The sequence below is a fragment of the Treponema peruense genome (assembly GCF_016117655.1).
GTDB lineage: Bacteria > Spirochaetota > Spirochaetia > Treponematales > Treponemataceae > Treponema_D > Treponema_D peruense.
In genome coordinates, this window is record NZ_CP064936.1 from 213940 (window position 1) to 238735 (window position 24796).

The 24796-nt window shown below is 40.4% G+C and carries 23 protein-coding genes; 18 read left to right on the forward strand and 5 right to left on the reverse strand.

Annotated features, from left to right (window positions below; genetic code table 11):
• Window positions 1-12: 12 nt before the first annotated feature.
• Window positions 13-1251, forward strand: coding sequence for an IS256 family transposase (locus tag IWA51_RS01060; RefSeq protein WP_198441892.1), 1239 nt, complete (start codon window positions 13-15; stop codon window positions 1249-1251).
• On the opposite strand, the gene IWA51_RS01065 is transcribed toward IWA51_RS01060, so the two are convergent.
• Window positions 1184-2503: a 5-methylcytosine restriction system specificity protein McrC gene (locus IWA51_RS01065; RefSeq protein ID WP_198442829.1), complete on the reverse strand. Its 1320-nt coding sequence runs from the start codon at window positions 2501-2503 to the stop codon at window positions 1184-1186. The two genes, IWA51_RS01060 and IWA51_RS01065, sit on opposite strands and share 68 nt — an antisense overlap.
• 2 nt (window positions 2504-2505) lie before the next feature.
• Complete coding sequence (locus tag IWA51_RS01070; protein ID WP_198442830.1) at window positions 2506-4536, reverse strand: McrB family protein; 2031 nt, start codon at window positions 4534-4536, stop codon at window positions 2506-2508.
• A 132-nt stretch (window positions 4537-4668) separates the two neighbouring features.
• Here IWA51_RS01070 and IWA51_RS01075 point away from each other — a divergent pair, with 132 nt between their 5' ends.
• The 10 genes from IWA51_RS01075 to gltA all read left to right on the forward strand — a co-directional run bounded on the left by IWA51_RS01075 (window position 4669) and on the right by gltA (window position 14939).
• A complete protein-coding gene (locus IWA51_RS01075; protein ID WP_198442831.1) occupies window positions 4669-5289 on the forward strand; it encodes a GDSL-type esterase/lipase family protein in 621 nt (206 codons plus the stop codon).
• Between the two features lie 121 nt (window positions 5290-5410).
• Entirely contained in the window at window positions 5411-6448 is a 1038-nt protein-coding gene (locus IWA51_RS01080) for a methionine ABC transporter ATP-binding protein (protein WP_198442832.1), read from the forward strand.
• A gap of 35 nt (window positions 6449-6483) precedes the next feature.
• A complete protein-coding gene (locus IWA51_RS01085; RefSeq protein WP_198442833.1) occupies window positions 6484-7161 on the forward strand; it encodes a methionine ABC transporter permease in 678 nt (225 codons plus the stop codon).
• 12 nt (window positions 7162-7173) lie between these two features.
• Complete coding sequence (locus IWA51_RS01090; protein ID WP_198442834.1) at window positions 7174-7641, forward strand: YbaK/EbsC family protein; 468 nt, start codon at window positions 7174-7176, stop codon at window positions 7639-7641.
• A 268-nt stretch (window positions 7642-7909) separates the two neighbouring features.
• Window positions 7910-8767, forward strand: coding sequence for a MetQ/NlpA family ABC transporter substrate-binding protein (locus tag IWA51_RS01095; protein ID WP_198442835.1), 858 nt, complete (start codon window positions 7910-7912; stop codon window positions 8765-8767).
• Between the two features lie 14 nt (window positions 8768-8781).
• Window positions 8782-10158 (forward strand): FAD-binding oxidoreductase, encoded by a 1377-nt coding sequence (locus IWA51_RS01100; protein WP_198442836.1) that lies wholly within the window; start codon window positions 8782-8784, stop codon window positions 10156-10158.
• A 13-nt stretch (window positions 10159-10171) separates the two neighbouring features.
• Window positions 10172-11104 carry a lactate/malate family dehydrogenase gene (locus IWA51_RS01105; RefSeq protein ID WP_198442837.1) on the forward strand — a complete coding sequence of 311 codons (933 nt, stop codon included), beginning with the start codon at window positions 10172-10174 and terminating at the stop codon, window positions 11102-11104.
• 49 nt (window positions 11105-11153) lie between these two features.
• Complete coding sequence (locus IWA51_RS01110) at window positions 11154-12314, forward strand: pyridoxal phosphate-dependent aminotransferase (protein WP_198442838.1); 1161 nt, start codon at window positions 11154-11156, stop codon at window positions 12312-12314.
• 255 nt (window positions 12315-12569) lie between these two features.
• A complete protein-coding gene (locus tag IWA51_RS01115; protein WP_177528125.1) occupies window positions 12570-13427 on the forward strand; it encodes a sulfide/dihydroorotate dehydrogenase-like FAD/NAD-binding protein in 858 nt (285 codons plus the stop codon).
• Window positions 13428-13439: 12 nt separating this feature from the next.
• Window positions 13440-14939, forward strand: coding sequence for an NADPH-dependent glutamate synthase (gene gltA / locus IWA51_RS01120; RefSeq protein WP_198442839.1), 1500 nt, complete (start codon window positions 13440-13442; stop codon window positions 14937-14939).
• 28 nt (window positions 14940-14967) lie between these two features.
• Here the strand turns inward: gltA and IWA51_RS01125 are convergent, their stop codons facing one another.
• Both IWA51_RS01125 and IWA51_RS01130 read right to left on the reverse strand, forming a co-directional pair.
• Entirely contained in the window at window positions 14968-16305 is a 1338-nt protein-coding gene (locus IWA51_RS01125) for an ATP-grasp domain-containing protein (protein ID WP_198442840.1), read from the reverse strand.
• Between the two features lie 32 nt (window positions 16306-16337).
• Complete coding sequence (locus tag IWA51_RS01130; RefSeq protein ID WP_198442841.1) at window positions 16338-16904, reverse strand: hypothetical protein; 567 nt, start codon at window positions 16902-16904, stop codon at window positions 16338-16340.
• Window positions 16905-17338: 434 nt separating this feature from the next.
• On the opposite strand from IWA51_RS01130, the gene asnB reads away from it, so the two are divergent.
• The 6 genes from asnB (at window position 17339) to IWA51_RS01160 (ending at window position 22990) form a co-directional block, all read left to right on the forward strand.
• On the forward strand, window positions 17339-19078 hold the full coding sequence (asnB, locus tag IWA51_RS01135) for an asparagine synthase B (RefSeq protein ID WP_177528129.1): 1740 nt from the start codon (window positions 17339-17341) through the stop codon (window positions 19076-19078).
• 104 nt (window positions 19079-19182) lie between these two features.
• Complete coding sequence (locus IWA51_RS01140) at window positions 19183-19944, forward strand: putative ABC transporter permease (RefSeq protein ID WP_198442842.1); 762 nt, start codon at window positions 19183-19185, stop codon at window positions 19942-19944.
• 97 nt (window positions 19945-20041) lie between these two features.
• Window positions 20042-21055 carry a M23 family metallopeptidase gene (locus IWA51_RS01145; RefSeq protein ID WP_198442843.1) on the forward strand — a complete coding sequence of 338 codons (1014 nt, stop codon included), beginning with the start codon at window positions 20042-20044 and terminating at the stop codon, window positions 21053-21055.
• Window positions 21056-21058: 3 nt separating this feature from the next.
• The gene (locus IWA51_RS01150; RefSeq protein WP_198442844.1) at window positions 21059-21475 is read left to right on the forward strand and encodes a bactofilin family protein; all 417 of its coding nucleotides are present in this window, start codon (window positions 21059-21061) and stop codon (window positions 21473-21475) included.
• Window positions 21475-22014 (forward strand): YaaR family protein, encoded by a 540-nt coding sequence (locus IWA51_RS01155; RefSeq protein ID WP_177528133.1) that lies wholly within the window; start codon window positions 21475-21477, stop codon window positions 22012-22014. The genes IWA51_RS01150 and IWA51_RS01155 overlap by 1 nt, the downstream gene beginning before the upstream one ends.
• A 49-nt stretch (window positions 22015-22063) precedes the next feature.
• Window positions 22064-22990, forward strand: coding sequence for a PSP1 domain-containing protein (locus IWA51_RS01160; protein ID WP_177528134.1), 927 nt, complete (start codon window positions 22064-22066; stop codon window positions 22988-22990).
• A gap of 42 nt (window positions 22991-23032) precedes the next feature.
• Here IWA51_RS01160 and IWA51_RS01165 read toward each other — a convergent pair whose 3' ends face one another.
• Window positions 23033-23956, reverse strand: a complete 924-nt coding sequence (locus IWA51_RS01165; protein WP_198442845.1) for an RluA family pseudouridine synthase — start codon at window positions 23954-23956, stop codon at window positions 23033-23035.
• A gap of 98 nt (window positions 23957-24054) precedes the next feature.
• Here IWA51_RS01165 and IWA51_RS01170 point away from each other — a divergent pair, with 98 nt between their 5' ends.
• On the forward strand, window positions 24055-24792 hold the full coding sequence (locus IWA51_RS01170) for a class I SAM-dependent methyltransferase (protein WP_198442846.1): 738 nt from the start codon (window positions 24055-24057) through the stop codon (window positions 24790-24792).
• Window positions 24793-24796 lie beyond the last annotated feature (4 nt).

A 24796-nucleotide genomic window follows, 5' to 3' on the forward strand; every position in this document is an offset into this window, starting at 1 on the left:
AGGAGACCTCTTATGAAAAGAATACTGGAAATTGAAGAAAATTCCAATAGTCCAACGATTGATTTGCTTGAAAAAGCAATCCGCGCAAGAGCACGTGAAGTAATTGAAAGTCTTTACGAGGATGAAGTTCAGCGTTTTCTTAATAAAACTTCTTCTATCGTAGACAAAACCGGAAACAAACTTGTAGTAAGAAACGGCTTTCACAAAGAACGGACAATTCTTACTACAAACGGTTACGTTACAGTCAGGCTTCCCAGAGTTGATGACCGTGCACTTGAAGAAAAGGATCGCTTTGTAAGCAAAGTCCTTCCTCCGTTTGCAAGAAAAACTCCGACAGTAGAAGCAATACTTTCCGCTGCCTACCTTGCAGGAATTTCTTCAAACAAGTTTTCAGCCATGCTCCATGATGTTCTTGGTAAAGAAGCAAAGGGCCTGAGTCCGTCAGTCATAACAAAGCTTACTGTAAAATGGCAGGCTGAATATGACGAATGGCGCAAACGAGATCTTTCCGGAAAGGAATACGTTTATGTTTGGGCAGACGGAATTTACGTAAAGTCCCGGCTTGACGGTGAAAAGACCTGCCTTCTGGTAATAATTGGCGTAACTGTTGAAGGCAAAAAAGAACTTGTGGCTGTACAGGCCGGAATTCGCGAGTCAACGGAAAGTTGGCGTGGAGTTTTGCTTGATTTGAAATTCCGCGGACTGACAAAAGCACCAAAATTGGCAGTCTGCGACGGAGCGCTTGGGTTTCAAAATGCAGTTGATGAAATCTGGGGCCAGCTAAAAATTCAGAGATGCTGGTTCCACAAGTCCATGAACATTCTGGACAAATTGCCTGACTGTGTGCAGACTCAGGCCACAAAAATGATTCGGGATATGTGGCAGGCAGACAAACGTGCAAACGCCTTGAAAGCCTACGACTTATTTATAGAAACTTTCGGAAAAAAATATCCGAAGGCAACGGAATGTCTTGAAAAAGACAAGGAGGATTTGTTCCGCTTTTATGATTATCCGGCGGAACATTGGGCTCACATTAGAACGTCGAATCCGATTGAATCGACATTTGCAACAGTCAGGTTGCGCCACAAGTCAACAAAAGGAAACGGCTCTTCCGCTGCTTCTGTTGCAATGGCTTTCAAGCTTTGTCTTCAGGCAGAGAAAAACTGGCGACGGCTCAGGGGATTTAAACAACTTGAACTTGTCGCCAAAAATATAATTTTTGTGGACGGTGAACAAATGAAGGCTGCCTGATGAAAAGACACTTTTTTTCAATCCACAACAATTGACAATAACTCTGATTTTCGTTTGCTGAAGGATAAATAAACTTTCCTTCTTCGGCGTCCATAACGTGAATATACGAAATCATTTGTGTAAGGTCAGCTGCCACAGGATTTTTATCGTCAAAGTTTTTATATTTAGCATCCAGAATAATTTGAGCTTTATGTTCAGATTCTTTTGTATCTGGTTTTAATTTATAAAAATCAGGATAAAATCTTCCAACTCCATCTATTGTAGGAGAAAGTCCATCTTTTGATTTTTTATTCTGCGGATGTTTGAAGCCGCATTTTTTTAATATTGTCCAAAGATATTCTTCCCAAAGCCACGCACCGTCAAAAAGTATTCCATAAATTTTATTTGCCGAAGAATCGTATTTTATTTTTTCACGCAGAAGAATCATTCTGCATATTTTCTGCAAATCACGGTATTTTGTATAGAACGGAGATTTTACAGGCTTTGCAGTTTGAGAAAGTATTTTCTGTCTGTTCATTCGGTTATAAAGCGGAGTTGCACTTTCGATTTTTGAAACTGCATCTTTTGTTTCTTCATTCTGAAGAAGAATATGTTTGAAAGATTTACTTGAACGAAGATATTCAATTGTGAGCCGCACCAGTTCTGTAACAGAATTGTCAAAACTGTATTCGCGTGTTTTGTAAGCAATTTTTGCATTGAACGGAATATTCAGTTTAATGTGACGGTTTACATCGATTGCTCCGCGAACATTTGAATCATTGTATTTTTTGTTCTGGTATTCTTTATACAACCCCTGACTTAACGCTGCAACCAGATACTTTGGAAAAAGATACGGCAGAAAATCAAAAATTTTATCTTTTGTCTGTGTACTTTTTAATTTTGAAAGATTTACGTGACAGACTTTTTCAAGCATATAATGAAGAAAAAAATCTTTTTGTTCCGAAACGCTTTCGTCCTTTTTGTGAGTAAAGCGAGAACAGATATTCAGTTCAGTTTCACCTTTACCGATAAATCCCATAATATTTTCTGTTTTTATACTGAATGAATTATCGTCTTCTGTAAGATTAAAAATCACATGGTCTTTTATATCATCATCTGTGTCTTCAACTTTTGGAGGAAAAATCAAAATACCTGATTCCGTCTGTAAATCACCGATAGTCTTGTTTGCAATTTTGCGCAGGTTCGGCAAGCCGCTTTTGTATTCAGAAAGAGAAAATGTTTTTGTTGTGTTGTCAGTGAGAGTTAATGGCATAATCAGTTATTTGGGGTTTCGTTTCCAAAATAAGCATCTTTTATTCTATCATACTTTGAATTGTCGTCGTCCATTCCGCGAAGATATTCTGTTATCAAAGAAGAAAGTTTCAAGTCCCAGAGTTTGTCAAAATCTGTTACTCCCAAGAAATACGAGCCACCGATAAAATATGAACTGTTCAATCCCTCTGTTTTTGAAATAGCTTCGTTCATTCGCGTCATTCTGCTTTTTGCTTCTTCACCAAGATTCATATTTTCTGCGCTTTCTTCTGCTGTAACTTCTTTGAAAATAAAACGTCGGCGCATTGCAAAATCCATACTTTCTACTGAGCGGTCAATGTCGTTCATAGTTCCGATGATGTAAACGTTTTCGGGAATGAAAAAACCGTTTGCAAAAATGTCGCTCGTTCCTGTCAATAAATTCTGATATTGAGTATTTACAATTCCTTTTTGCTTTCCATCTTCATCAAGTCCGCGATAACCCGGATCTATCGAAAAGAAAAGTTCACCAAATATTTTTGAAAGTTCCCCTCGGTTGATTTCATCGATGATAAAGACAAATGGTTTTTGATTTTTTGAATCACTTTTATTTTCAATAATTTCAATATAATCTTTTAACCCGAAGTCTTCTTTCATTTTTTTTACAACTGCTTTTCGGTAATTATCATGTCCTTCTGCAGGCGTTCCAGGAAGTCCTTTATAAATATTATATAATTGATCTTTATTGAAAAATTTTGATTTTCCAGGAATCCATTCATCGCGTGTTTCAGTTTTATAAGTTCTGCTTGCAAGTCCTGTTCCATATTCATTCAATTCAATGGGAAAAGTACCTTTCCCAGACAAAAGTGGAATATCTATTACATTAACTTCATCAAGTTTTTCGACCAAAGATTTCCATGCTTCTTCAAAATTATCTGAACCTTGCTTTTCAACTCCAGTTTGATTTAAAAGCGCCCTCTTACAGAATTCCTTAAACACGCCGTCTTTGCGTTCAAAACCAATTCCGCTTGCATCATCAGTTTTAACAGGTCGCAAACCTTCAACAAAATCAGTGTAATCGTAACTCGGATGAAACTGACAAAAACCAATTTCAGCATTCATTGCTTCTGCAATCTTTTTTGCAAGAAAAGTTTTCCCCGTTCCCGGCGCCCCGTGTAAAATCAAATTGCGGTTTTCTTTTAAAAGATTTATGTATTGCGAAATGTTGTTCTGTTCTGGCATTTTTGTATTTCCTTGAATTTGTTTAGAATTATTCCAAGCTGACAATGAAAATTCAGGAATTGATTTTTCTTTGATTTCATTGTCTTGTATTTTTTCTGTTACTTTATTTAATAAAGAAAGATATTCCTTTCCTGAAAGCTGTGACGGAACTTTTATTCCGTATTCTTCCAAGAGATCCGTATTATTTTTATCAACAGACAGAATTTTGTATGGGTTAATCCAATAACATGTCATTGTTGCATAACTTTGCGCAGTACCTTTTACAGTTAATGCCAAATCAAATGCTTCTGCAAATTCACCTTGTTTTTCAAAACTGTAAGATAATGCTTTTTCAAATAAATTCCACAGTTTATCATAATCTTCTTCAGGACAATGCTTAAAAAAAAGAGTTGATTTCTGGCTGTTTAAAATTGGAATCGATAAAAACTGTTCATTATACGAAAGTCTGTTTTTTAAGCCTAATTTTCCGGCAATAATATTTGCAAGTTTTATTCTGTCTTCACGTTTGTTTCCTCGATTAAAACTTCCAATAAAAGTCAAAGGATCAATATTTTTTAAGGGTTCAGTATCATCAGATTTATACATACTGGAACTTAAACCGGTTTCTTTTAAGGAAGAATACAAAATCTCGATAAGTTGACTTCGTTTGTTTTTGTATTCAAGTAATTTCTTGGCTATTTCTTCATAAAACGGAATCCATGTAAACTCAGTTCTTTCACCATCAAAATCTTTTGGATTTGTCATATTCAGTTCCTCTTTGTTACAGAAACAAATTCCATTTTCATTCACAGTTTTTTTATAAATTTCTTCCATACCACCTTATTATACCATAAATCTCTTTCATATTTTATAAAATTTTCCTATTGCCACCAATAAAAACAAAATATTTTTCAAAACGTAAATTATCTCCTATATTAATACCATAAGTTTAACTGGAGAATATTAATGAAAGAAATACTTTGCTTTGGAGATTCAAATACCTACGGACTTGTTCCAAAAGAAAACCGACGCTTTTCATACGAAGAGCGCTGGACCGGAATACTTTCAGAAAAATTAAAATCAGATTATCACATTACAGAAGAAGGCTTGTGCGGAAGAACAACAGTTTTTGAAGATCCGTTCCGCCAGGGAAGACGCGCTTCTGCAACACTTCCACAAATTCTCGAAAGCCACAGCGATACAGATTTAATTACACTTATGCTTGGAACAAATGATTTAAAAACTTGTTTCAGAACAAATGAAAAATTAATCGCAAACGGAATTGAAATTCTTATCAAACAAATCCTCCAGTTTAACAGCAGAATAAAAATACTTTTGATTTCACCGCTTTTACTTGGAGAAAAAGTCTGGCAAAAAGAATACGATCCCGAGTTTGACATTCATTCCGTAGAAATTTCAAAACTCTTAAAAGCTGAATACAAATTTCTTTCCGAAAAATACAAAACAGAATTTCTTGCCGCAAGTGATTTTGTAAAACCGTCAGAGACCGACCAGGAACATCTTGACAGAGAAGCGCATAAAATATTTGCAGAAGCCTTATATAAAAAACTAACCAAAATTTTCTGAGTTTAGGAGGGGGGTAATAAACAAAAACTATAACTCACTATAAAAACAAAGTATTTGCATACAATCCGGAATTCTGTAAAATATTGTAAGGCTGTATATAGTAAATATATAGGAAGAAAAAATGATTGAACTAAAAGATATAAACAAAGTATTCAAAGATAAAAATCAGAATGAATTTTACGCGGCAAAAGATGTAAATTTAAAAATAAACGACGGAGAGATTTTCGGAATCATTGGTTTTTCCGGAGCAGGAAAGTCGACTGTTGTGCGCTGTATAAATTTGCTGGGCCGTCCAACAAGCGGGCAGGTAATTGTAAACGAAAAAAACTTGCTTGAACTTTCTGCAAAAGAACTTCGCGAAGAAAGAAAAAAAATCGGAATGATTTTTCAGCATTTTAATTTAATGCCAAGCCGAACCGTTTTTGAAAACATTGCTTTTCCGCTAAAACATTCAGGACTTTCAAAAAAACAGGTGCAGGAAAAAGTGCGCGAACTTTTAACTCTTGTAGAACTTACAGACAAAGAGTCCCAGTATCCGTCGCAACTTTCGGGCGGTCAGAAACAGCGTGTTGCGATTGCACGTGCGCTTGCAAATAATCCAAAAATTCTTTTGTGCGACGAAGCTACAAGTGCACTTGATCCGACTACAACAAAACAGATTTTGGGTCTGTTAAAAAAATTGCGCGATAAACTGAATCTTACAATCGTAATTATTACACACCAGATAAATGTCGTTAAAGACATCTGCGATAAAGTTGCAGTTATGGAACACGGCAAAGTTGTAGAAACCAGCGACGTCTTTGACATTTTTGCAAATCCAAAAGACGAAGTTACAAAACGGTTTATTCATTCAACTACGAATCTTCAGAAAATCGAAGAGCTTATTTCTGAAAACTCAAATGTTGTTCAGCTTAAGAAAGGCGAAAAAATTATACGCTTGAGTTACCTGCAAAAAAACGTAAGTGAACCTTTGATTTCTACTGTAAGTTCAAAATTCGGTGTCGTACTTAACATTATTTTTGCAGACATAGAAATTGTTCAGGGTGCGCCAGTTGGAGGAACAGTTGCAATCTTTAGCGGAGAAAATCAAAATATTCAAAATGCGCTCGGCTGGTTAAAAGAAAAAAATGTCGGAATAGAAATTCTAAAACAAGAATAAATGTCTACTTAATTCAATTAATAGAAGGAGAAAAAATGAATATAATTAATATACTTTTACCCAATGTTTCAAAAAGATTTGACGTCTTTGCACAAAGTCTGCTCGACACTTTGATAATGGTTTTGTGGAGCGGTTCAATCAGTTTTGTACTCGGACTTTTTTTTGGAATAATTCTTACAGTTACAAAAAAGAATGCAATTCTTGAAAATAAATTTGTATTTGAAATTCTTGACAAGACAACAAATTTTTTCCGTTCAATTCCGTTTATCATTCTGCTTACCGGTGTAATGCCTTTGACACGTTTGATTATGGGAAGTGCAATCGGAATAAAAGGCGCAATCGTTCCGCTTATTTTTGGTTGCACACCGTTTTTTACACGGCAGGTAGAAAGCGCACTTTCAGAAGTAGACGGCGGTTTGATTGAAGCTGCAGAAAGTATGGGGCTTTCTCCAATCGAAATTATTTTTCGCGTTTACTTAAAAGAAAGTGTCGGTGCAATTGCGCGTGCAACTACAATTACAATAATCAGCCTCATTGGTCTAACAGCAATGGCAGGTGCAGTCGGTGCTGGCGGAATCGGTGACTTTGCAATCCGTTATGGTCACGACAGAAATCAGCTTGATGCAACATGGATTACAATTATCGTTCTTGTAATTTTGGTAAGCATAATTCAGGGAATCGGTGCTGCCGTAGAAAAGAAAAATAAAAAATAAAAGGAAAATATAATGTCTTTAAAAAATGCAAAAGCACATCTTGCAAAATACGGACTTGACGGCCGCGTAAGATTAACAGAAGAATCAAGCGCCACAGTAGAACTTGCAGCACAGGCACTCGGTGTAGAAGCCGGAAGAATTGCAAAAACACTTGCCTATCTTGTAGAAGACAAACCTGTTCTTATACTCGCTGAAGGAACTGCCAGAATTGACAACCGCAAGTATAAAGACTTTTTTCATACAAAAGCAAAAATGATTCCGTTTGACCAGGTAGAAACTCTTGTAGGTCACGCACCCGGTGGAGTCTGCCCGTTTGGAATTAATCCCGGCATAAAAGTGTACCTGGACATTTCCTTAAAAAAGTATCCTTCAGTTTTTCCTGCAGCAGGCGAATCAAATTCAGACATAGAACTTACCATTCCGCAGCTTGAACAGTGTTCCGAAAGCAGCGGCTGGATAGATGTCTGCAAAAACGAATAAATATCAAAAAGACGGTAGCGTTTCCCGCAGTTATGGCTGTGGCTGGGTAAAAGATATTTTATTCACAAAATAAAATCTCCTTTCTGTGTACGAAGTGCGGTCATTCTTTTGGGCTTCGTATGCAGTTTTTTTTCCAAAATCACGCCGCATTATAAATAAAACCTATAACCAAATATTCAAACTTAGTATTATTCAAAGCACTCAAAAAATTATATCCTTTAATCATTCCCGGTGCACAAATGGAAAATAAATCAAACGAGGATATAAAATGAAAAAATCAATTAAAACTATAATCGCTTTTGCTGCTGTAGCGGCTGCATTTACATCAACTTGGGCTGCTCCAAAAAACAAAAAGACAAAACTGCAGACTGTAACTCTTGGCGTAACAGGAACAGTTTACGAAGACCTCTGGGCACCTGCAATCAAAACGCTCAAAACTCAGGGAATCAATTTAAAGCTCGTTCAGTTTTCTGACTACGTAACTCCAAACAACGCTCTTGCAAACAAAGAAATTGACTTGAATGGTTTTCAGCATAGAATCTTTTTTGAAGGTGAATTGAAAAAGGGCTACAAACTTACAAACATCGGAAACACTTTTCTTTCTCCGATGAATCTTTATTCAAATAAACTCAAGTCAGTTGATCAGCTTAAAAAAGGCGACATCGTTGCAATTCCAAATGATGTTTCAAACGGCGGCCGTGCCCTCAAAGTTTTGGCAGACGCAGGAATCATCACGTTAAAAGCAGGTGCAGGTTTTAATCCAAGTGTAGACGACATTGTTTCAAACAACAAAGGCGTTGTAATCAAAGAACTTGCTGCAAACACAATTCCTTCTGTTCTGCCAGATGTTGCAGCTGCTGTCGTAAACGGAAACTATGCAATTGATTTTGGAATTGATCCCGAAACTGCAATTTTCAAAGATTCAACGATCAACGAAAGCCAGTACTGGAATTTAATTGCAGCCCGCACAGAAGATTTGAGCGATCCTGCAAAAGTTGAAGTTTTCAAAAAAATCGTAAAGGCTTACCAGAGTGCAGGAACTCTTGAAGTTTACAACAAAACTTACAACGGCTATTACCTTGCAACAGGCTGGGACGAAGACCGCTTTGAACTGATTAAAAAATAGAAAAGGAAAACGCAATGAGTTTTAAGACAGATATTTTGCAGATTATAAAAGATGAATCGCGCGTTGTGTTTGACAAACAGATTGAAGGCAGATTCCTGAGCGACACTTTGGGCCGCCTTGTTGGAAAAGCAGATGCACTCGTATTTGCAGCATCAACAGAAGAAGTTTCTGCTTTGTTAAAATATGCAGACGCAAACAAAATATCTGTCACTCCGCGCGGGGCCGGCACAAACCTTGTCGGTTCTACAGTTCCTCAGAACGGTGGAATAATTATAGATTTTTCAAAGATGAATAAAATTCTTGAATTCGATGCAGACACTTTTACAGCAACAGTTGAATCAGGAATTTTATTGAAGGACTTCCAGGCCTTTGTTGAATCAAAAGGATTTTTTTATCCGCCTGATCCCGGAGAAAAAAGTGCATCTATCGGCGGAAACATTGCAACTAATGCCGGCGGAATGCGCGCTGTAAAATACGGTGTTACAAGAGATTACGTTCGCGGACTTGAAGTTGTACTTGCAGACGGAAGCGTAACCTGGGTTGGAAGCAAAAATGTAAAAGACGCGTCGGGACTTTCGCTTAAAAATTTAATCATCGGAAGTGAAGGAACTCTTGCAGTTATTACAAAATGCATTTTAAAAATAATTCCAAAACCAGAATATTCCAAATCTGTTCTTGTGCCGTTTGCAGATTTAGAAAGCGGAATTTCGACTGTACAGAAAATTCTTTTTGCAAACGCAAATCCTACGGCTGTTGAATTTGTGGAACGCAAAGTTGTTGAACTCGGAGAAAAGTTTACAGGAATAAAGTATCCGCATCCCGAAGCTGCCGCTTATCTTCTTTTGACTTTTGACGGCAAACAGAACGAAGTAAAAGAAAATCTTGAAATTATAAAAAATGTAGTTTTACAAAACGGCGCGCTTGATTTTGTAATTCCGGAAAGTCCTGAGCGCCTTGAAGAAATCTGGAAAGTTCGCGGATGTCTTGTAAAAGCAGTTGAAGCAACAAGTGAACAGGAGCCTGTAGATCTTGTAGTTCCGATTGATAAAGTTGCAGAGTTCATTGAGTTCGTAAATAAAACTCAAAAAAAGGTTGGAATGCAAATGGTTGCTTTCGGGCACGCAGGTGACGGCAACGTTCATCTTTGTGTTGTCCGTGGAAGCCGAAGCGAAGAAGAATGGAAAACCGAACTTCAAAAAAATATGGAATGCGTTTACTCCAAAGCATACGAACTTGGCGGTCTTACTTCCGGTGAACACGGAATCGGGCTTTCAAAACGCCATTATTTTTTGAAAGAAACAAAAAACACAAATCTTCAGATGATGAATGCAATAAAAACATCGCTTGATCCGCATCACATTTTGAACAATAAAATAAGTTACGTTTTATAAAAGAGGCAGAAAAATGAAAATTGCAATATTCGGAACAGGACACGTCGGAGCTCACGTTGCACACGCTTTGTGCTTGCAGGGACTAGCAAAAGAAATTTTATTCTTTGACACAAAAAACGAAAAGGTAATTTCGGAAATCAACGACCTCAACGATGCCCAGATTTTCTTTCCTCACAAAGTTGTTTTGAAGCAAGGTGAATATTCCGACCTTGCCGACACAGATTTAATAATCAACTCTGTCGGAAAAATTGACATTCTTGTAGAAACAGGCGACCGTGTAGGCGAAATGAAATTTACAGTAGATGCAGTTTTGTCTTACATCGACAAAATAAGAGAAGCAGGGTTTAAAGGAATCTTTGTAAACATAACAAATCCGTGCGACATAATCACAAAAATCTGTGCAGAACATCTGGCTCTTCCTGAAGGGCGTGTTTTCGGAACAGGAACAGGACTGGATTCTGCGCGTCTGATTGCTTCAATTTCAAAAAGAACGGGCCTTGATCCAAAATCAATCAGTGCCTTTATGATCGGCGAACACGGAAACAAGCAGATTGCGGCGTTCACTTCTGCAAGTGTAAACGGCGTTCCTTTGAATGAACTTGCACATTTTTCAAAAGAAGAACTTTCCCAAATTGAACACGAAGCAATCCGCGGCGGTTGGGTAACTTTTAACGGAAAGCACTGCACGGAATATGCAATTGCACTGACTGCTACAAGAATCGTGAGTGCCGTAAAATATGACGAAAAAAAACTTGTTCCTGCTTCGGCACATCTTAAAGGAGAATACGGAGAAAACAATGTTTTTGTCGGAGTGCCTGTGGTAATCGGTAAAAACGGTATTGAAAAAATCATCGAATTGAATTTAAATGAAGAAGAAAAAGAGCGCTTTGCACAATGCTGCGAAGGCGTCCGCAATAACGAAAAAGAATTTTTTTCAAAAAAATAAAATATAATAAATATAAAAAAACAATCTTAAAAAAATTGGAGAAAAAAAAATGCCGCAACTTTCAGACAGAACAGCAACTTTTACAGATTCCGTAATCAGAAGAATGACACGCGTTTCAAATAAATACGGTGCAATAAATTTAAGCCAGGGTTTTCCTGATTTTGAACCTCCAAAACCGATTCTTGACCGCCTTGCAGAAGTTACAAAAGAAAATTTTCATCAGTATGCTACGACCTGGGGCGCACAGAATTTCCGCGAAGCACTTGCAAAAAAACACGAACATTTTTCAGGACAGAAAGTAAATCCCGATACACAAATCGTCGTAACCTGCGGTTCAACAGAAGCAATGATGGCTGCAATGATGAGCGTTACAAATCCCGGCGACAAAGTAATTGTCTTTTCTCCTTTTTACGAAAACTACGGCGCCGACACAATTCTTTCTGGAGCAACACCAATTTATGTTCCGCTTGATCCTGTAAATTTTAATTTTGATTCAAATGTTCTGGAAGATGCATTCAGACAAAAACCAAAGGCAATTATTGTCTGCAATCCGTCAAATCCGTGCGGCAAAGTTTTTACATACGATGAATTAAAAATTATCGCAGACCTTGCAGTCAAATACGACACTTTTGTAATCACCGATGAAGTTTACGAACACATTCTTTACGCACCGCATAAACACGTTTACATGTCAACGCTTCCGGGAATGGAAGACCGTACGATAATCTGCAATTCACTGAGCAAAACTTATTCAATTACAGGCTGGCGTTTGGGCTACACAATTGCAAATCCTCAAATTACCGAACGCATAAAAAAAGTTCACGACTTTTTAACTGTCGGAGCCGCAGCGCCTTTGCAGGAAGCCGCAGTTACAGGCCTTAATTTTAAAGATGAATATTACGCCGAACTTCAAAATCATTACACCCACATGAAAAATCTTTTTTGCGGCGGACTCAAAAATCTGGGGCTTAAATTCAACGAACCTCAGGGAGCATATTACGTTCTTTTGGACATAAGTGAATACGGCTGGAAAAGCGATCTGGAATTCTGTGATGCTCTTGCCCAAAAAGTCGGAGTAGGCGCTGTTCCGGGTTCAAGCTTTTTTAAGGAAGACGTAAACAATCTGATACGCTTTCACTTTGCAAAAAAAGACGAAACTCTGACAGAAGCCTTAAACCGCCTCGAAAAAATCAACGTGTTAAAAAGGTAGAATACAACGCGAAAAAATGTTTGTTATTTCAGCAGCAAATTGTACACAATCAAAGATATGCTTAATAAGTAAAAGTACAAACGGATTTGTCCCAACCTGCGACACTTTGCCAGAAAAATTCCCGTAGTTCTTCACAAAATGGCTGTATTATAGTATATTGTTACGAACTTTATTCTGGCTTTTTTTTCTAAAGTGTAAGTAAAGTGACTAAAAGTATAAATTCCGGCTTTTTTTGCCGTAGTTTGGGGGAATTTAATGAATAAGATCCTTGAGAAAAGGCAGCTTTCAGAAAATGTATTCTACATGAAGTTTGAGGCGGCCGATATTGCCGAAAACCGCAAGGCCGGACAGTTTCTTATTGTTCAGGTCGACACAGAACTTGGGGAGCGCATTCCCCTTACTATTGCAGATGCCGATGCAAAAGCCGGATGGGTTGCAATTGTTTTTCAGGTAGTCGGTGCCACAACATATAAAATTTCAAAACTCAACCCCGGTGACTATCTTGCCGGAGTTCTTGGCCCGCTTGGAACACCGTCTGTAATAGAAAAGTACGACGCACCTGTAGTATGCGTTGGCGGTGGAATCGGAACAGCTCCCCTTTACCCGATTGTTCAGGCTTTTAAAGCAATGGGAAATACCGTAAAAGTAATTATCGCTGCAAGAACAAAGGATCTTCTTATTTTTGTAGACGAAATGAAAGCTGTTGCAGATGAAGTTGTAATAATGACAGATGACGGCTCTGCAGGAGAAAAGGGCGTTGCTACAATTCCGCTTGAACGCTATTGCCAGGAAGAAGTTCCCCCGGCAGAAGTTATTGCAATAGGACCGCCAATAATGATGAAATTTGCCTGCGCTTCAACACAGAAGTACAATGTAAAAACAACCGTTTCCCTTAACACAATTATGATTGACGGAACCGGAATGTGCGGTGGATGCCGTGTATCTGTCGGCGGCGAAACAAAATTCGTTTGCGTAGACGGACCTGACTTTGACGGACACCAGGTTGACTGGAACAACATGATGATGCGCATGAAGTCATTCAAGGACAAGGAAACAGAATCTTTCCACAAGTGCCGTCTTGAAGCCGAAGCAGAAAAACTTGCCGCAAAATAAGGATGAAAAAAAATGGAACATATTAGTGCAGAAAAACTTGCCGAACTTGGCAAGGCTGAATATACAAAAGTCGAGGCTCTCCTTAAGAAAGGTCCTCTTACAAACAAAGACCGCATGGCTATTCCGCAGCAGGAAATGCCTACGGGAATTCCAACAGTCCGCGCAAGACAGATGAGTGAAGTTGCCCTCGGTTACTCTGCGGAACAGGCCGTTGTAGAAGCAAACCGCTGTCTTCAGTGTAAGAACCAGCCGTGTGTTTCGGGATGTCCTGTAAATGTACACATTCCTGAATTCGTAGCACAGGTTGCACTCGGCAAGTTCAAGGAAGCCGCTGATATAATTAAAGAAACAAATCTTCTTCCTGCGATCTGCGGTCGTGTATGTCCTCAGGAAAAGCAGTGTCAGGGACAATGTACAGTAGGAAAAGTCTACAAATCTGCCGAAAAGTCAGTAAGCATCGGCCGTCTTGAACGTTTTGTTGCCGACTACGAGCGCAATAATAATCTTGCTACAGCACCAAAAGTTGCAGCATCTACAGGAAAAAAAGTAGCAGTAATCGGTTCGGGCCCTGCAGGACTTACTGTAGCGGCAGACTGTCGCCGCGCAGGACACGACGTAACTGTATTTGAAGCTTTCCACAAAGCCGGTGGTGTTATGGTATACGGAATCCCTGAATTCCGCCTTCCAAAGTCAATCGTACAGAATGAAGTAGAAAATCTCAAAAAGATGGGCGTTAAGTTCGAAATGAACTTCCTTGTAGGCCGCACTTCTACCGTACAGCAGATTCTTACAGAAAAGGGATTCGATGCTGCCTTTATAGGAACAGGAGCCGGACTTCCAAAATTCTTCGGAATCAAGGGTGAAAACTACATCGGTGTATTCAGCGCAAACGAATATCTTACACGCGCAAATCTTATGAAAGCATACGAAAAGGGCGTTGCAGACACACCGTTCTATGAAGCAAAAACCGTTGTAGTATGCGGTGGCGGTAACGTAGCAATGGATGCAGCACGTATGGCTCTTCGTCTTGGTGCAGAAAAAGTATATGTAGTATACCGCCGCACAAGAAATGAAATGCCAGCCCGCCGCGAAGAAGTAGATCATGCAGAGGAAGAAGGAGTAGAGTTCCGCTTCCTTGAAAATCCTGTAGAAATACTCGGAGATGCAGAAACAGGCAAAGTAACCGGGCTCAAGGCACTCAGCTACGAACTGGGCGAACCTGACGCAAGTGGCCGCCGTAAGCCTGTGGAAATAAAGGGAAGTGAACATGACATTCCGTGTGATGCAGTAATCGTTGCTCTCGGAAACAATTCAAATCCTCTTATTCCAAAGACAACAAGCGAAATAAATGTTGACGCAAAGGGACACATCACTGTAGACGAAAACCAGACTACAAGTATGACAAAGGTTTGGGCCGGCGGAGACATTGTTCTTGGTGCAGCAACGGTAATTCTTGCCATGGGCGAAGGTCGCAAGGCTGCCGCAAGCATTAACGAATATCTGGCAAAATAAGTTGAATAAGCTCTGAAAACTTAGGCGTTCAGGGCTTGATTAAAGAAAGCATTTCTTTTGCTTTTTCATAGAAGACGTCTTCCATTACTTCAGGGAAGGCGTCTTTTATTTTTTCAAGACATTCAGAAAGTTCAACAATAGAATCTGTTCCGCCGGTGACAACTTCACAAAAACCGCATTCCCTCTGTTGTTTTGCCGCATCATTTACGGTCTGGCTTACACTCAAAATTCCGGGAAAGCCGCAAAGCTGAACCAGTGTCTTTTCGTCAAGAATGGGAAACTTAAAGGTAAGAACAAATTTTTTATTCAGTCTGCAGAAAGCGGTATTTTTGTCATACAAAGCAGCCAGAAAATTAAAGCCGTTTGCCGCCGCAACAGATTTTGTCATACCAGAAAGCCGCGGGTTTATTTCTATTATATACCACTTTTTTTGTTCCGGGTTGAATATCAAATCGACCTGCGCTATTCCGTCTATGCAAAGAACATCTGCCAGTCTTTTGAGTTCACGCTTCATGTCTGCGGTACAAAAGCACTCTGCCGTAACCGGGCCCAATTTTACGCTCTGCTTTGGACTTGTAAGGCCGTATTTGTTTACAGAAAACATAAACGGATCCATAACTTCATAGTCGCCGTTTCTTCCGTAAATTTCTGTGCCAAAACTTATGCCTTCTATAAATTCCTGTACAATTTTGTCGCAGCTGCAGTTTTTTGAACAGAGAAAACCCCGCGCCGCTTTGGAACTTTTTACAACTTCCATGCCGTAAGAGCTGAGCCCCGATGTGTCTTTGATTACAACCGGGTAATTCAACTTGTCCAGTTCTGAAAAAATATATTCCCTGTAAGCATTCGTGTGGATTTCTGCTCGCCCGCGTTCTGCAATAAACCGTTCCCTGTGTACAAATATTGAGCGCGGTGTACAGAAATTGTTTGCGGTTAAAAAATCGTGAGTGACGTTTTTGTCAAAGCAAGTGTACTGTGTTTTGGATGTATTGCATATTGTTCTTATTCCGGCCTGTTCAAGATATTCTGCCACAAGAGCGTCCGAAAGTCCAAGCCAGTCAAACGGTGTTACCCAAAAACTTGCCGCTACCGCAGTGTCTGGATTTAAAGAAACGATTCTTTGTGCAAAGGTCCGGGCATCTTCGTTGTCTGCAACAATGTATTTTATTCCGGGGCATTCAATAATGTTTCCGTTTTGGTCAATGTCGGCCAGAAACATTCCGGGGCGCTGTGTGACAACATAAAACTGCGTGCCGGGAAAAGCCGCCATTAGTTCCGACAGAAAGTCGCGCGCAGACGGCTTGTTGAAAAAGTGCATGCGGCCGTCATAAATATTCGTGTTTGTGCTGAAAAAGACGACCGTCATGGTTTGTGTAAATTTATTCTGCAGCTGCTGTATCAAGCTTCTGTTTCTTCTGCTGCAACAGATTCTGCGTCTGTAGGCTCGCTTACTTCTTCAGCAACATCAGCTTCTTCTTCGCTCTGTTCGGGAGCCGCAACTTCTTCTGTGTAGCCCGGAGCCGTCTTTTTGATAAGAATCTGTGCAGCCTTGAGTGCTTCCTGCATAGCCTTAATCATGTCAGTGCTGCCGCTCGCTCCGAGAGTCTTTGTACCGTAGCAGGCGGCGACCGGTTTTAATGTAAGTGCATCAATGAAAGTAACAACCGCCGTAGCTTCCCCCGCCGACTGGATAAATCCGTACTTTACCAGAAGAAGTTCGTTTGTTGCAAATTCTGCAGACGTCATTGTTTCTGCGGAGCCAAGAACATTAAGGCGTGTATTTTCCAGCGCACCAAGAACAATTACGTCCATTGCCGCAGAATAATCTGTCGGGTCTGCAAGAGTTACCATTGTGTAGCCGCTTAGATCTACATCAGAAGCCTTGCTGCTTTTGGGGGCACTGGCACATGAAACCAAAGCAAATGCCGCAACCGCAGCAACCATTGAACAAATAATTTTTTTCATTTAATACACCTCTTCGTTTAGCGGGAAAATATCAACACAGAAACTATAACACATTTTTTACAAAAAATAAATCCGTGCCATCTGATTTTCAGATTTTTTACAGTATCGGTATCTGACCGCCGTTTAAAATTGACAGTTACACTTGGTTGTGGTATATTGAATAAAAGGAAATGCCCGAACATTTGGTCATCTCCACAATTTACGGTAATAAGCCGCCCATAGTGTAGTAGACTAAAGGGCGGCTATTTTTTACTCTTTACTTTTTTAGTTGCAGGGATACTCTTTCCCGCCACCCCCTCAACCGCGTTGACATTTTCTGTTAAATTCTTTATAGTAAATAAAGACGATGACGTCCGTTTGGTAAAACTGTCTGTTTTTTTCAGAAAGGCGGTTGTACCAAACGGACGTCTTTTTTTATATGTAAGGGGTTAAATATGTGTGGATTTGTCGGTGCATTTGATTTGAACAGCGGTTCAGCTCCAATAGACGAAGGACTCAAAGACCAGCTGCGTTCACAGGTTCTTGAGATGTCAAGAAAGATTCGCCATCGTGGTCCGGACTGGAGCGGCGTTTATACAGGAGACAATGCCATTCTTTCACACGAGAGACTTGCAATTGTAGACCCTCTCAGCGGAAAGCAGCCTCTTGTAAGCGACGACGGAAAAATAATTCTTGCCGTTAACGGTGAAATCTACAATCATCAGGAAATAAGACAGAAGTTTGCCGGAAAATACAACTTCAAGACACAGAGTGACTGCGAAGTAATTATTCCGCTTTACAAAGAAAAGGGCGTAAACTTTCTGGAAGATTTAAGCGGAATCTTCGCTTTTGCCCTCTACGACAGCGAAAAAGACGTTTACCTTATAGGCCGTGATGAAATAGGTGTTATTCCGCTTTACCAGGGCTGGGACAAACAGGGCCGCTATTATGTAGCAAGCGAACTTAAGGCACTTGAAGGCCACTGCATGACAATAGAAGAATTCCCCAACGGATGCTACTTTTATTCAAAAGATGAAAAGCCCGTAAAATGGTACCACCGCGACTGGGAAGATTTTGGTGCCGTGGAAAACAAGCCTTGTGCAACTGACGCACAGGGAAATGTAATAAACGCTTCTGTAATTGAAGGTGTAAAAGAAGGACTCGAAACTGCTGTAAAAAAGCAGCTCATGAGCGATGTTCCTTACGGTGTACTTCTTTCAGGCGGACTCGACTCAAGCATTATTGCGGCCATAACACAGAAATTTTCAAAGAAACGCGTAGAAAGCGGTGACAGTCAGGATGCATGGTGGCCGCGCCTGCACAGTTTTGCGGTAGGACTTGAAGGTTCGCCTGATCTTGTTGCAGCAAAAAAAGCCGCAGACTATATCGGAACAGTACACCACGAAGTTCACTTTACAATTCAGGAAGCACTTGATGCCCTGCCTGATGTAATTTACCACATCGAAACTTACGACATTACAACAGTACGTGCAAGTACACCAATGTATCTTCTGGCACGTGTAATCAAATCTATGGGAATAAAGATGGTACTCAGCGGGGAAGGCAGCGATGAGCTTTTTGGAGGTTATCTCTATTTCCATAAGGCCCCGAACGCGCGCGAATTCCACGAAGAACTTGTACGCAAAATGAGCAAACTTCATCTTTATGACTGTCTGCGCGCCAATAAGTCACTGGCTGCCTGGGGTGTAGAAGGCCGTGTACCGTTCCTTGACAAAGACTTTATCGACGTTGCCATGAGACTCAATCCGCTGGACAAAATGAACATTCGCCTTCCCGACGGAAAACAGCGCATGGAAAAATGGATTCTGCGCAAAGCCTTCGAAGATATGCTCCCCGAAAACATCTGCTGGAGACAAAAGGAACAGTTCTCTGACGGCGTAGGCTACAGCTGGATTGACACCCTTAAGGAAATGACTGCACGCAAGGTATCTGACGCAGAGTTTGCACAGAGGGCAAAGCGCTTCCCGGTAAATACTCCTGTAACAAAAGAAGAGTATTACTACCGCGAAATTTACAGCAGATTCTTCCCAAGCGAAAGTGCAGCCCTTACTGTTCCGCATGAAGCAGGAGTTGCCTGTTCAACTGCAAAGGCTCTTGAATGGGACGCAGCCTGGAAAAACATGGACGAACCTTCAGGACGCGCAATTGCCGGTGTTCACGACAAGGCATATTAAGGGCGTCTCTGAATAAGAAACTTTCGGATGCTGAATTTTAACTGTATGTTCAAGAATTTAAACATACAGTGGAATAAAAATCCCCGAAGCGGTATAATACGCACATGCACAATATATATCAGATCTTTATTATAATGGCGTTTTTATTCTTCTTCGGGGCCGTTTTGGGCTGGGTACTTGAACTTGTATTCCGCAGATTCAGCAAAAAGGCAAATCCCGAAGGCCGCTGGCTTAATCCCGGATTTTTGACAGGTCCGTGCCTTCCCATTTACGGGCTTGGTTCCATTGCGCTTTATATACTGAGCATTACAGAAAAATATTTTATAAATGCGCAGAAAGCAGGCGTTCTCTACTATATAATAATGTTTTTTATCATGGCACTTGTAATGACTTTAATTGAATACATTGCCGGAATTATTTTTGTAAAGGGTATGCACATTAAACTCTGGGACTACAGTGATGAACCGGGAAATATTCAGGGTGTTGTATGCCCGAAGTTTACGCTTATCTGGGGCGTTCTTGCCGCTTTATACTACTTCTTTCTTTTTCCTTCATTTGACAAACTGGTGCTCTGGTTTGTAGACCATCCGTGGTTTTCTTTTGTTGTGGGAACCGTATTCGGCTTTTTTATAATAGACTGCGCGTTTTCATTCCATTTGGGTTCGGTTCTGCACAAAAAAGCTGCGGAAATCGACAAAAAAGCTACTGTTGATTTTCAGTTTATGCAGAGAAGGCTTCAGCAGCTTAAGGTTTCAAAATTCTTTACACCGCATGACGACCGCTATCTTACGTCAAAAATACAGAAGTTTGAAGAATTTATTCACAGAACACCCGCTTCTGTTGAAGAGTCTTTAAAAAACAAGTGATTTTTTTACTATTTTATGCCGATTAAGTATCTGGGAAGTCTTTGTTTGACAATACAACCGCTCTTTGGTATACTTAATCAGTTAAGGGAGTAAAATTTTGGCACGCTCACGCAGATATAAAAGACTTGAAAAAAATATTGTTTCACGCATCATGCACTCTCTTTCCGCATTTTTTGGAAAGATTGGACGTTTTTTTGTGCGTGCGTTCAAGATTTTTGACGGAAAGCTTACAATAATGATTGTTCCCCATTCACAGGGAAAAGTTCTGAACATACAGACAAACGTATTTGCCATGATTCTTGGAGTTGTGGTGCTTGCAGGTGTTGCCTGTTCATTTGTCTATTTTAACCACAGAAATGCCGGTTCTGGAGTTGAACTGAGCCGCCTTAGGGAAGAAAACCGCGAAACTCTGGCAAGTCTGGATGAACTTCGTGACGAAAACAACAGTCTTTTGCAGACGGCAAAGCGGTTTCAGTCTTCTTTGAGCCAGTCACTTTCACTTCTTGGAATTAACCAGAGCGGCAGTTCTTCAAAGTCTGCCGGCCGCAACAGTGACCTTTCATCTCTTTTTGACACACAGGACATTGTTTCGGGTTCACTTAAGGAAGCTGCAGATATAAGACAGCTTACCGCTTATCTTGAAAGTGCAGTTCACCCTGTAGAGCAGATTGGAAAAATGCTTGAAAACCAGGGTACGCTTTTTACAGACATTCCCAATGTGTGGCCTGTAAAGAACGGGATAGGCCATATTTCCATGGAATTCGGCCAGAATATTCACCCTATTACAGAGCAGTGGTACATTCACAAAGGACTTGACTTTAGTACATGGAGAAGCGGTGACCCGATTATTGCTACGGCAAACGGTCAGGTTGTTACTGTAGGTTATGACGACAGCTTCGGAAACTACGTTATCATAAAGCATAAGCACGGTATTTATACACGCTATGCACATATGGCAACTGTACGTGTACGCAAGGGACAGACTGTTTCGCAGCGTCAGGTAATCGGAACAATCGGAAACACCGGTATTACAAAAGGTCCGCACCTTCACTACGAAGTTCATATCGGTTCAGACGTTGTTGATCCCGCAAAATACATTAACGTAAAGTAATCCATGGCAGTTTTTAACGACGACATTTCCATTAACAGCATAATTGGCAATGGGTCTTCTATTCGCGGAGACATTAAGATAAACGGTTTTATGCGCATTGACGGCGATCTTGAAGGCAATCTTGAAACGACAGGAAACGTGCTTGTCGGTGAAAATGCCCGCATTGCTGGAAACATCACGGCGCGTTCCATAACAGTCGGCGGTATTATCAAAGGCAATGTCGTTGCTCCCGAACAGGTTCATCTTCTTTCTTCGAGCGTTGTTATAGGCGACATACAGACCAGACGGTTCCAGGCTGATGAAAACGTAATTGTTCACGGACACTGCATTTCTTTGTATGACGAAACTGAATATGAAAGCGCTTCTGCTGAATGGGAAAACATAAAGTCTATTTCACAAAAAGCAATAAAGGTTGACTGATGGAAATTGACGGCCTTGGCCAGAGCCTTTACTTTAATGCAGCGCAACTTGCCGGACAGTCGGCCGTAAAGTCAAACAAAAGTTCCGATTCGCAGAAAACCGCAAAAGCTTCAAAAAAGAAATTTGCTTCAGCTCTGGAACAGTCACGTGCAGAATACGAACTTGTTCAGGATGGGTTCCCTGCAGAAATTGCCACGATGGAAATTGAAGAAGCGGTTGTTTTTTTAAAGGACGAAGCGGATATGGCAGGTGATAAACTCAGGGAAAGCCAGTTGCCCGAAAACTTTGCCGAATACAGAAAAAAAGTTTCACGCTTTTTGCGCTATCTTGCAAAAAACAATTATGAAGTCAAAAAACGCCAGCGCCCCGGTTTTACAAAAAAAGGCAAACCTCTTAATCCGCAGACACAGGTTTTTGTTATTAACCAGAAACTTGACGATCTTGCAAAGTGGATGCTTTCTTCTCACAGGGATACGCTTCACATGCTTGCCAAAATTGACGAGATTCAGGGAATGTTGGTAGACCTTATGGCCTGTTAATTGATAAAATACAAATCGATACTGCAAATATAAATGGAGCTTGAATAAAATGTCTGATATTTTTGAACAGGATATATATGATGATACAGAAGATTTGTCTTCTCTGGAAGATGGATATACTTCTGACGACCGTGGTTCTGAAAATTTTGTCTTTCCAAAAGATTTGTACCGCCTTAAACTGGACTATTCCTGCGAGGGAGTTTATGCAACGGCTCCTGAAGGACTTTCTGTAAAAGCAGGGGAGCGTGTTATTGTTCCCACACGTTACGGAAGTGATCTTGCAGTCAATCTTGGCAGGGCAAACTGTCCTGTAGGAATCAAGCCGTCTGATGTTGTTCAGATTGTGCGTGTGGCCGACCAACATGATTTGGAGCACGCTGCCGAACTTAAGGAACGTGAAAAGCTCGCGTTCAACACATTCAGGGAAAAAGTTGCCTACCACCATCTTGATATGAAGCTTGTTGCCGTACATTTTCTTGTCGGTGAACAAAAGGCTCTTTTCTTTTTTTCAAGCGACAACCGTGTAGACTTTCGCGAGCTTGTAAAGGATTTGGTTTCTGTCTTTAAGATGAGAATTGAATTAAGGCAGATTGGCGTGCGTGATGAAAGCCGCATTACCGGTGGACTTGGTGTCTGCGGAAGACCTTACTGCTGTCATGCAATAAGTGATAAACTTCGTCCTGTAAGCATACGTATGGCGAAGGAACAGAATTTAAGCTTGAATTCCATGAAGATAAGCGGCCAGTGCGGACGCCTGCTTTGCTGCCTGAGTTATGAATATGACTGGTATGCAGAAGCACGCAAAAAACTGCCCAACGAAGGAATAAGACTTTTTTATGACGGAACAAATTTCAGGGTAACCGAAGTAAACCCTATTACTTCAATGGTAAAAATGTCCGGTGAAGACGGCCGCCTTCTGGAAGTAAACGCCAACCGCTTTGTACGCGAAGGCAACCGCTGGAAGATAGGGAATTAAGGCATACTGCATGAACGTCTTGAATAAAGGCGTTCATTTTTTTTAATATTTTTTTCCGAGGGCTTTTCCGCGCGAGATAAAGTCCATGTGGCGCAGATCTTTTTTAGATGCAGAACTTCTTGCGCCTGATGAATAAGAACTTTGTCTTGGAAGTGCAGATTTTGCACGTTTTTCGAGCCAGATTGGTGTCTGCGGATGAGGGTCGCCCTTTTCTATATAAGTCTTCCATTCCTCGGGCTCGGGGACTTCAAACTTCATTTTCTGTTCTGTAACAGGGTGCTTAAAAGCGAGCGTTCTTGCGTGAAGTGCCAGTCTGTGAAAAGGATCTGTCTGCGCACGGTAGTTTTCGTCTCCTGCAAGAGGATAATTTCTTGACGAAAGATGCGCGCGAATCTGGTTTTTCTTTCCTGTATCAAGTGACAGTTCAAAAAGTGTGTGGGTTGTTCCGCGGGTAACAATGCGGTAATGTGTGCGAGCTGCTACGGTAGGAGACTTGTCGTTTGCGTCGTGGGGAACATATCCCATGTGATGGGCATTTTTTGCGAGCGGGTCGTTTATTGTTCCAAAGTCTGCAAGATATTTTTTTTCATCATGCGGATTTTCTGCAACGGCACGATACAGACGTTCTGTAACCATTGTGTGCCAGGTTGCGGTAATTTTTTTCTGCGCGGCTTCGTTGAGTGCAAACATCATAACTCCGCTTGTATCACGGTCAAGACGGTGTACAACGAACGGTTTGTGATGTGCAGTCAAAGTTCCCTTTGAGCGCATTATCTTTTCTATAACTTCTATTGCTGTTCTGGCTTTGCTGCCGGGGTAGGGAACAGACAGCATTCCGCTTGGTTTGTTTATAATAATTATGTCAGCATCTTCGTATAAAATTTCAATGCGTTCGTGACCGTAGTCTGCCTTGTGTTCTCTTTTGTACTGTGTGCTCGGTTTAACGCTGTGAATCGTTTCTTTCATATTTGCCTCGCGTTAACTATACCAAGAAATCGTGCAAAATTCAATTTGAAGAAAAAAAATTTGCAAATTCGCCAAAGTGATTTATAATAGAAAGTATTATGGAATTTGCGAAAAATCTTGTGGAATATTATGACGAACTGTTCTCCGTCACTCATGAACAAAAACAGTTTTTTTCAGAATTATTGACAAATTATTCACGCCCAGCAAAAATTCTTAACGTCGGTTGCGGAACAGGATTTTTTGACCATATGCTCGCGAAAGAAGGAAACGATGTTACAGGAATTGATCCTTCAGCCGAAATTCTTCGTTCAGCAAATTTAAGACGGCGCAATCAGCTTATGTCCATAAGATTTTTTCAGATGTCTTACATTGACATGGCGCGCTTTCTTGGAAAAAAATTCTATGATGTAATTTCTGTTCTTAATGACAAGATTATGTTTGTTCATGACAGAACGCTTATGCGCAAATTTTTTTATGACTGCCACGAACTTCTTGCTCCCGGCGGAAGTCTTGTGCTTGAACTCGTTAACTTTGAACTTTTTCCAAAAAATACACAGGCTTATTTTCCGGTAAGGGAAAGTGTACGTTCAAGATTATTGTCAACAGTTTCTCCTGTAGAAGAAAAGAGCGGCGAACGCAATCTTAACGCAAATGTAGAAACGGGTAACGGACATCTTCTGCCGGTTTATAAAAGTGTGCCAATTTATCCTCTGCTGCCCGACGAAATTGAAAACTTTGCAGAAGAAGCCGGTTTTTCAAGTGCAGAATTTTATGCAGACTTCAGCCGCGCGCAGTTTACTGGAAACGAAAATTCTTTTGTTGTGATTATAAGATAAATTA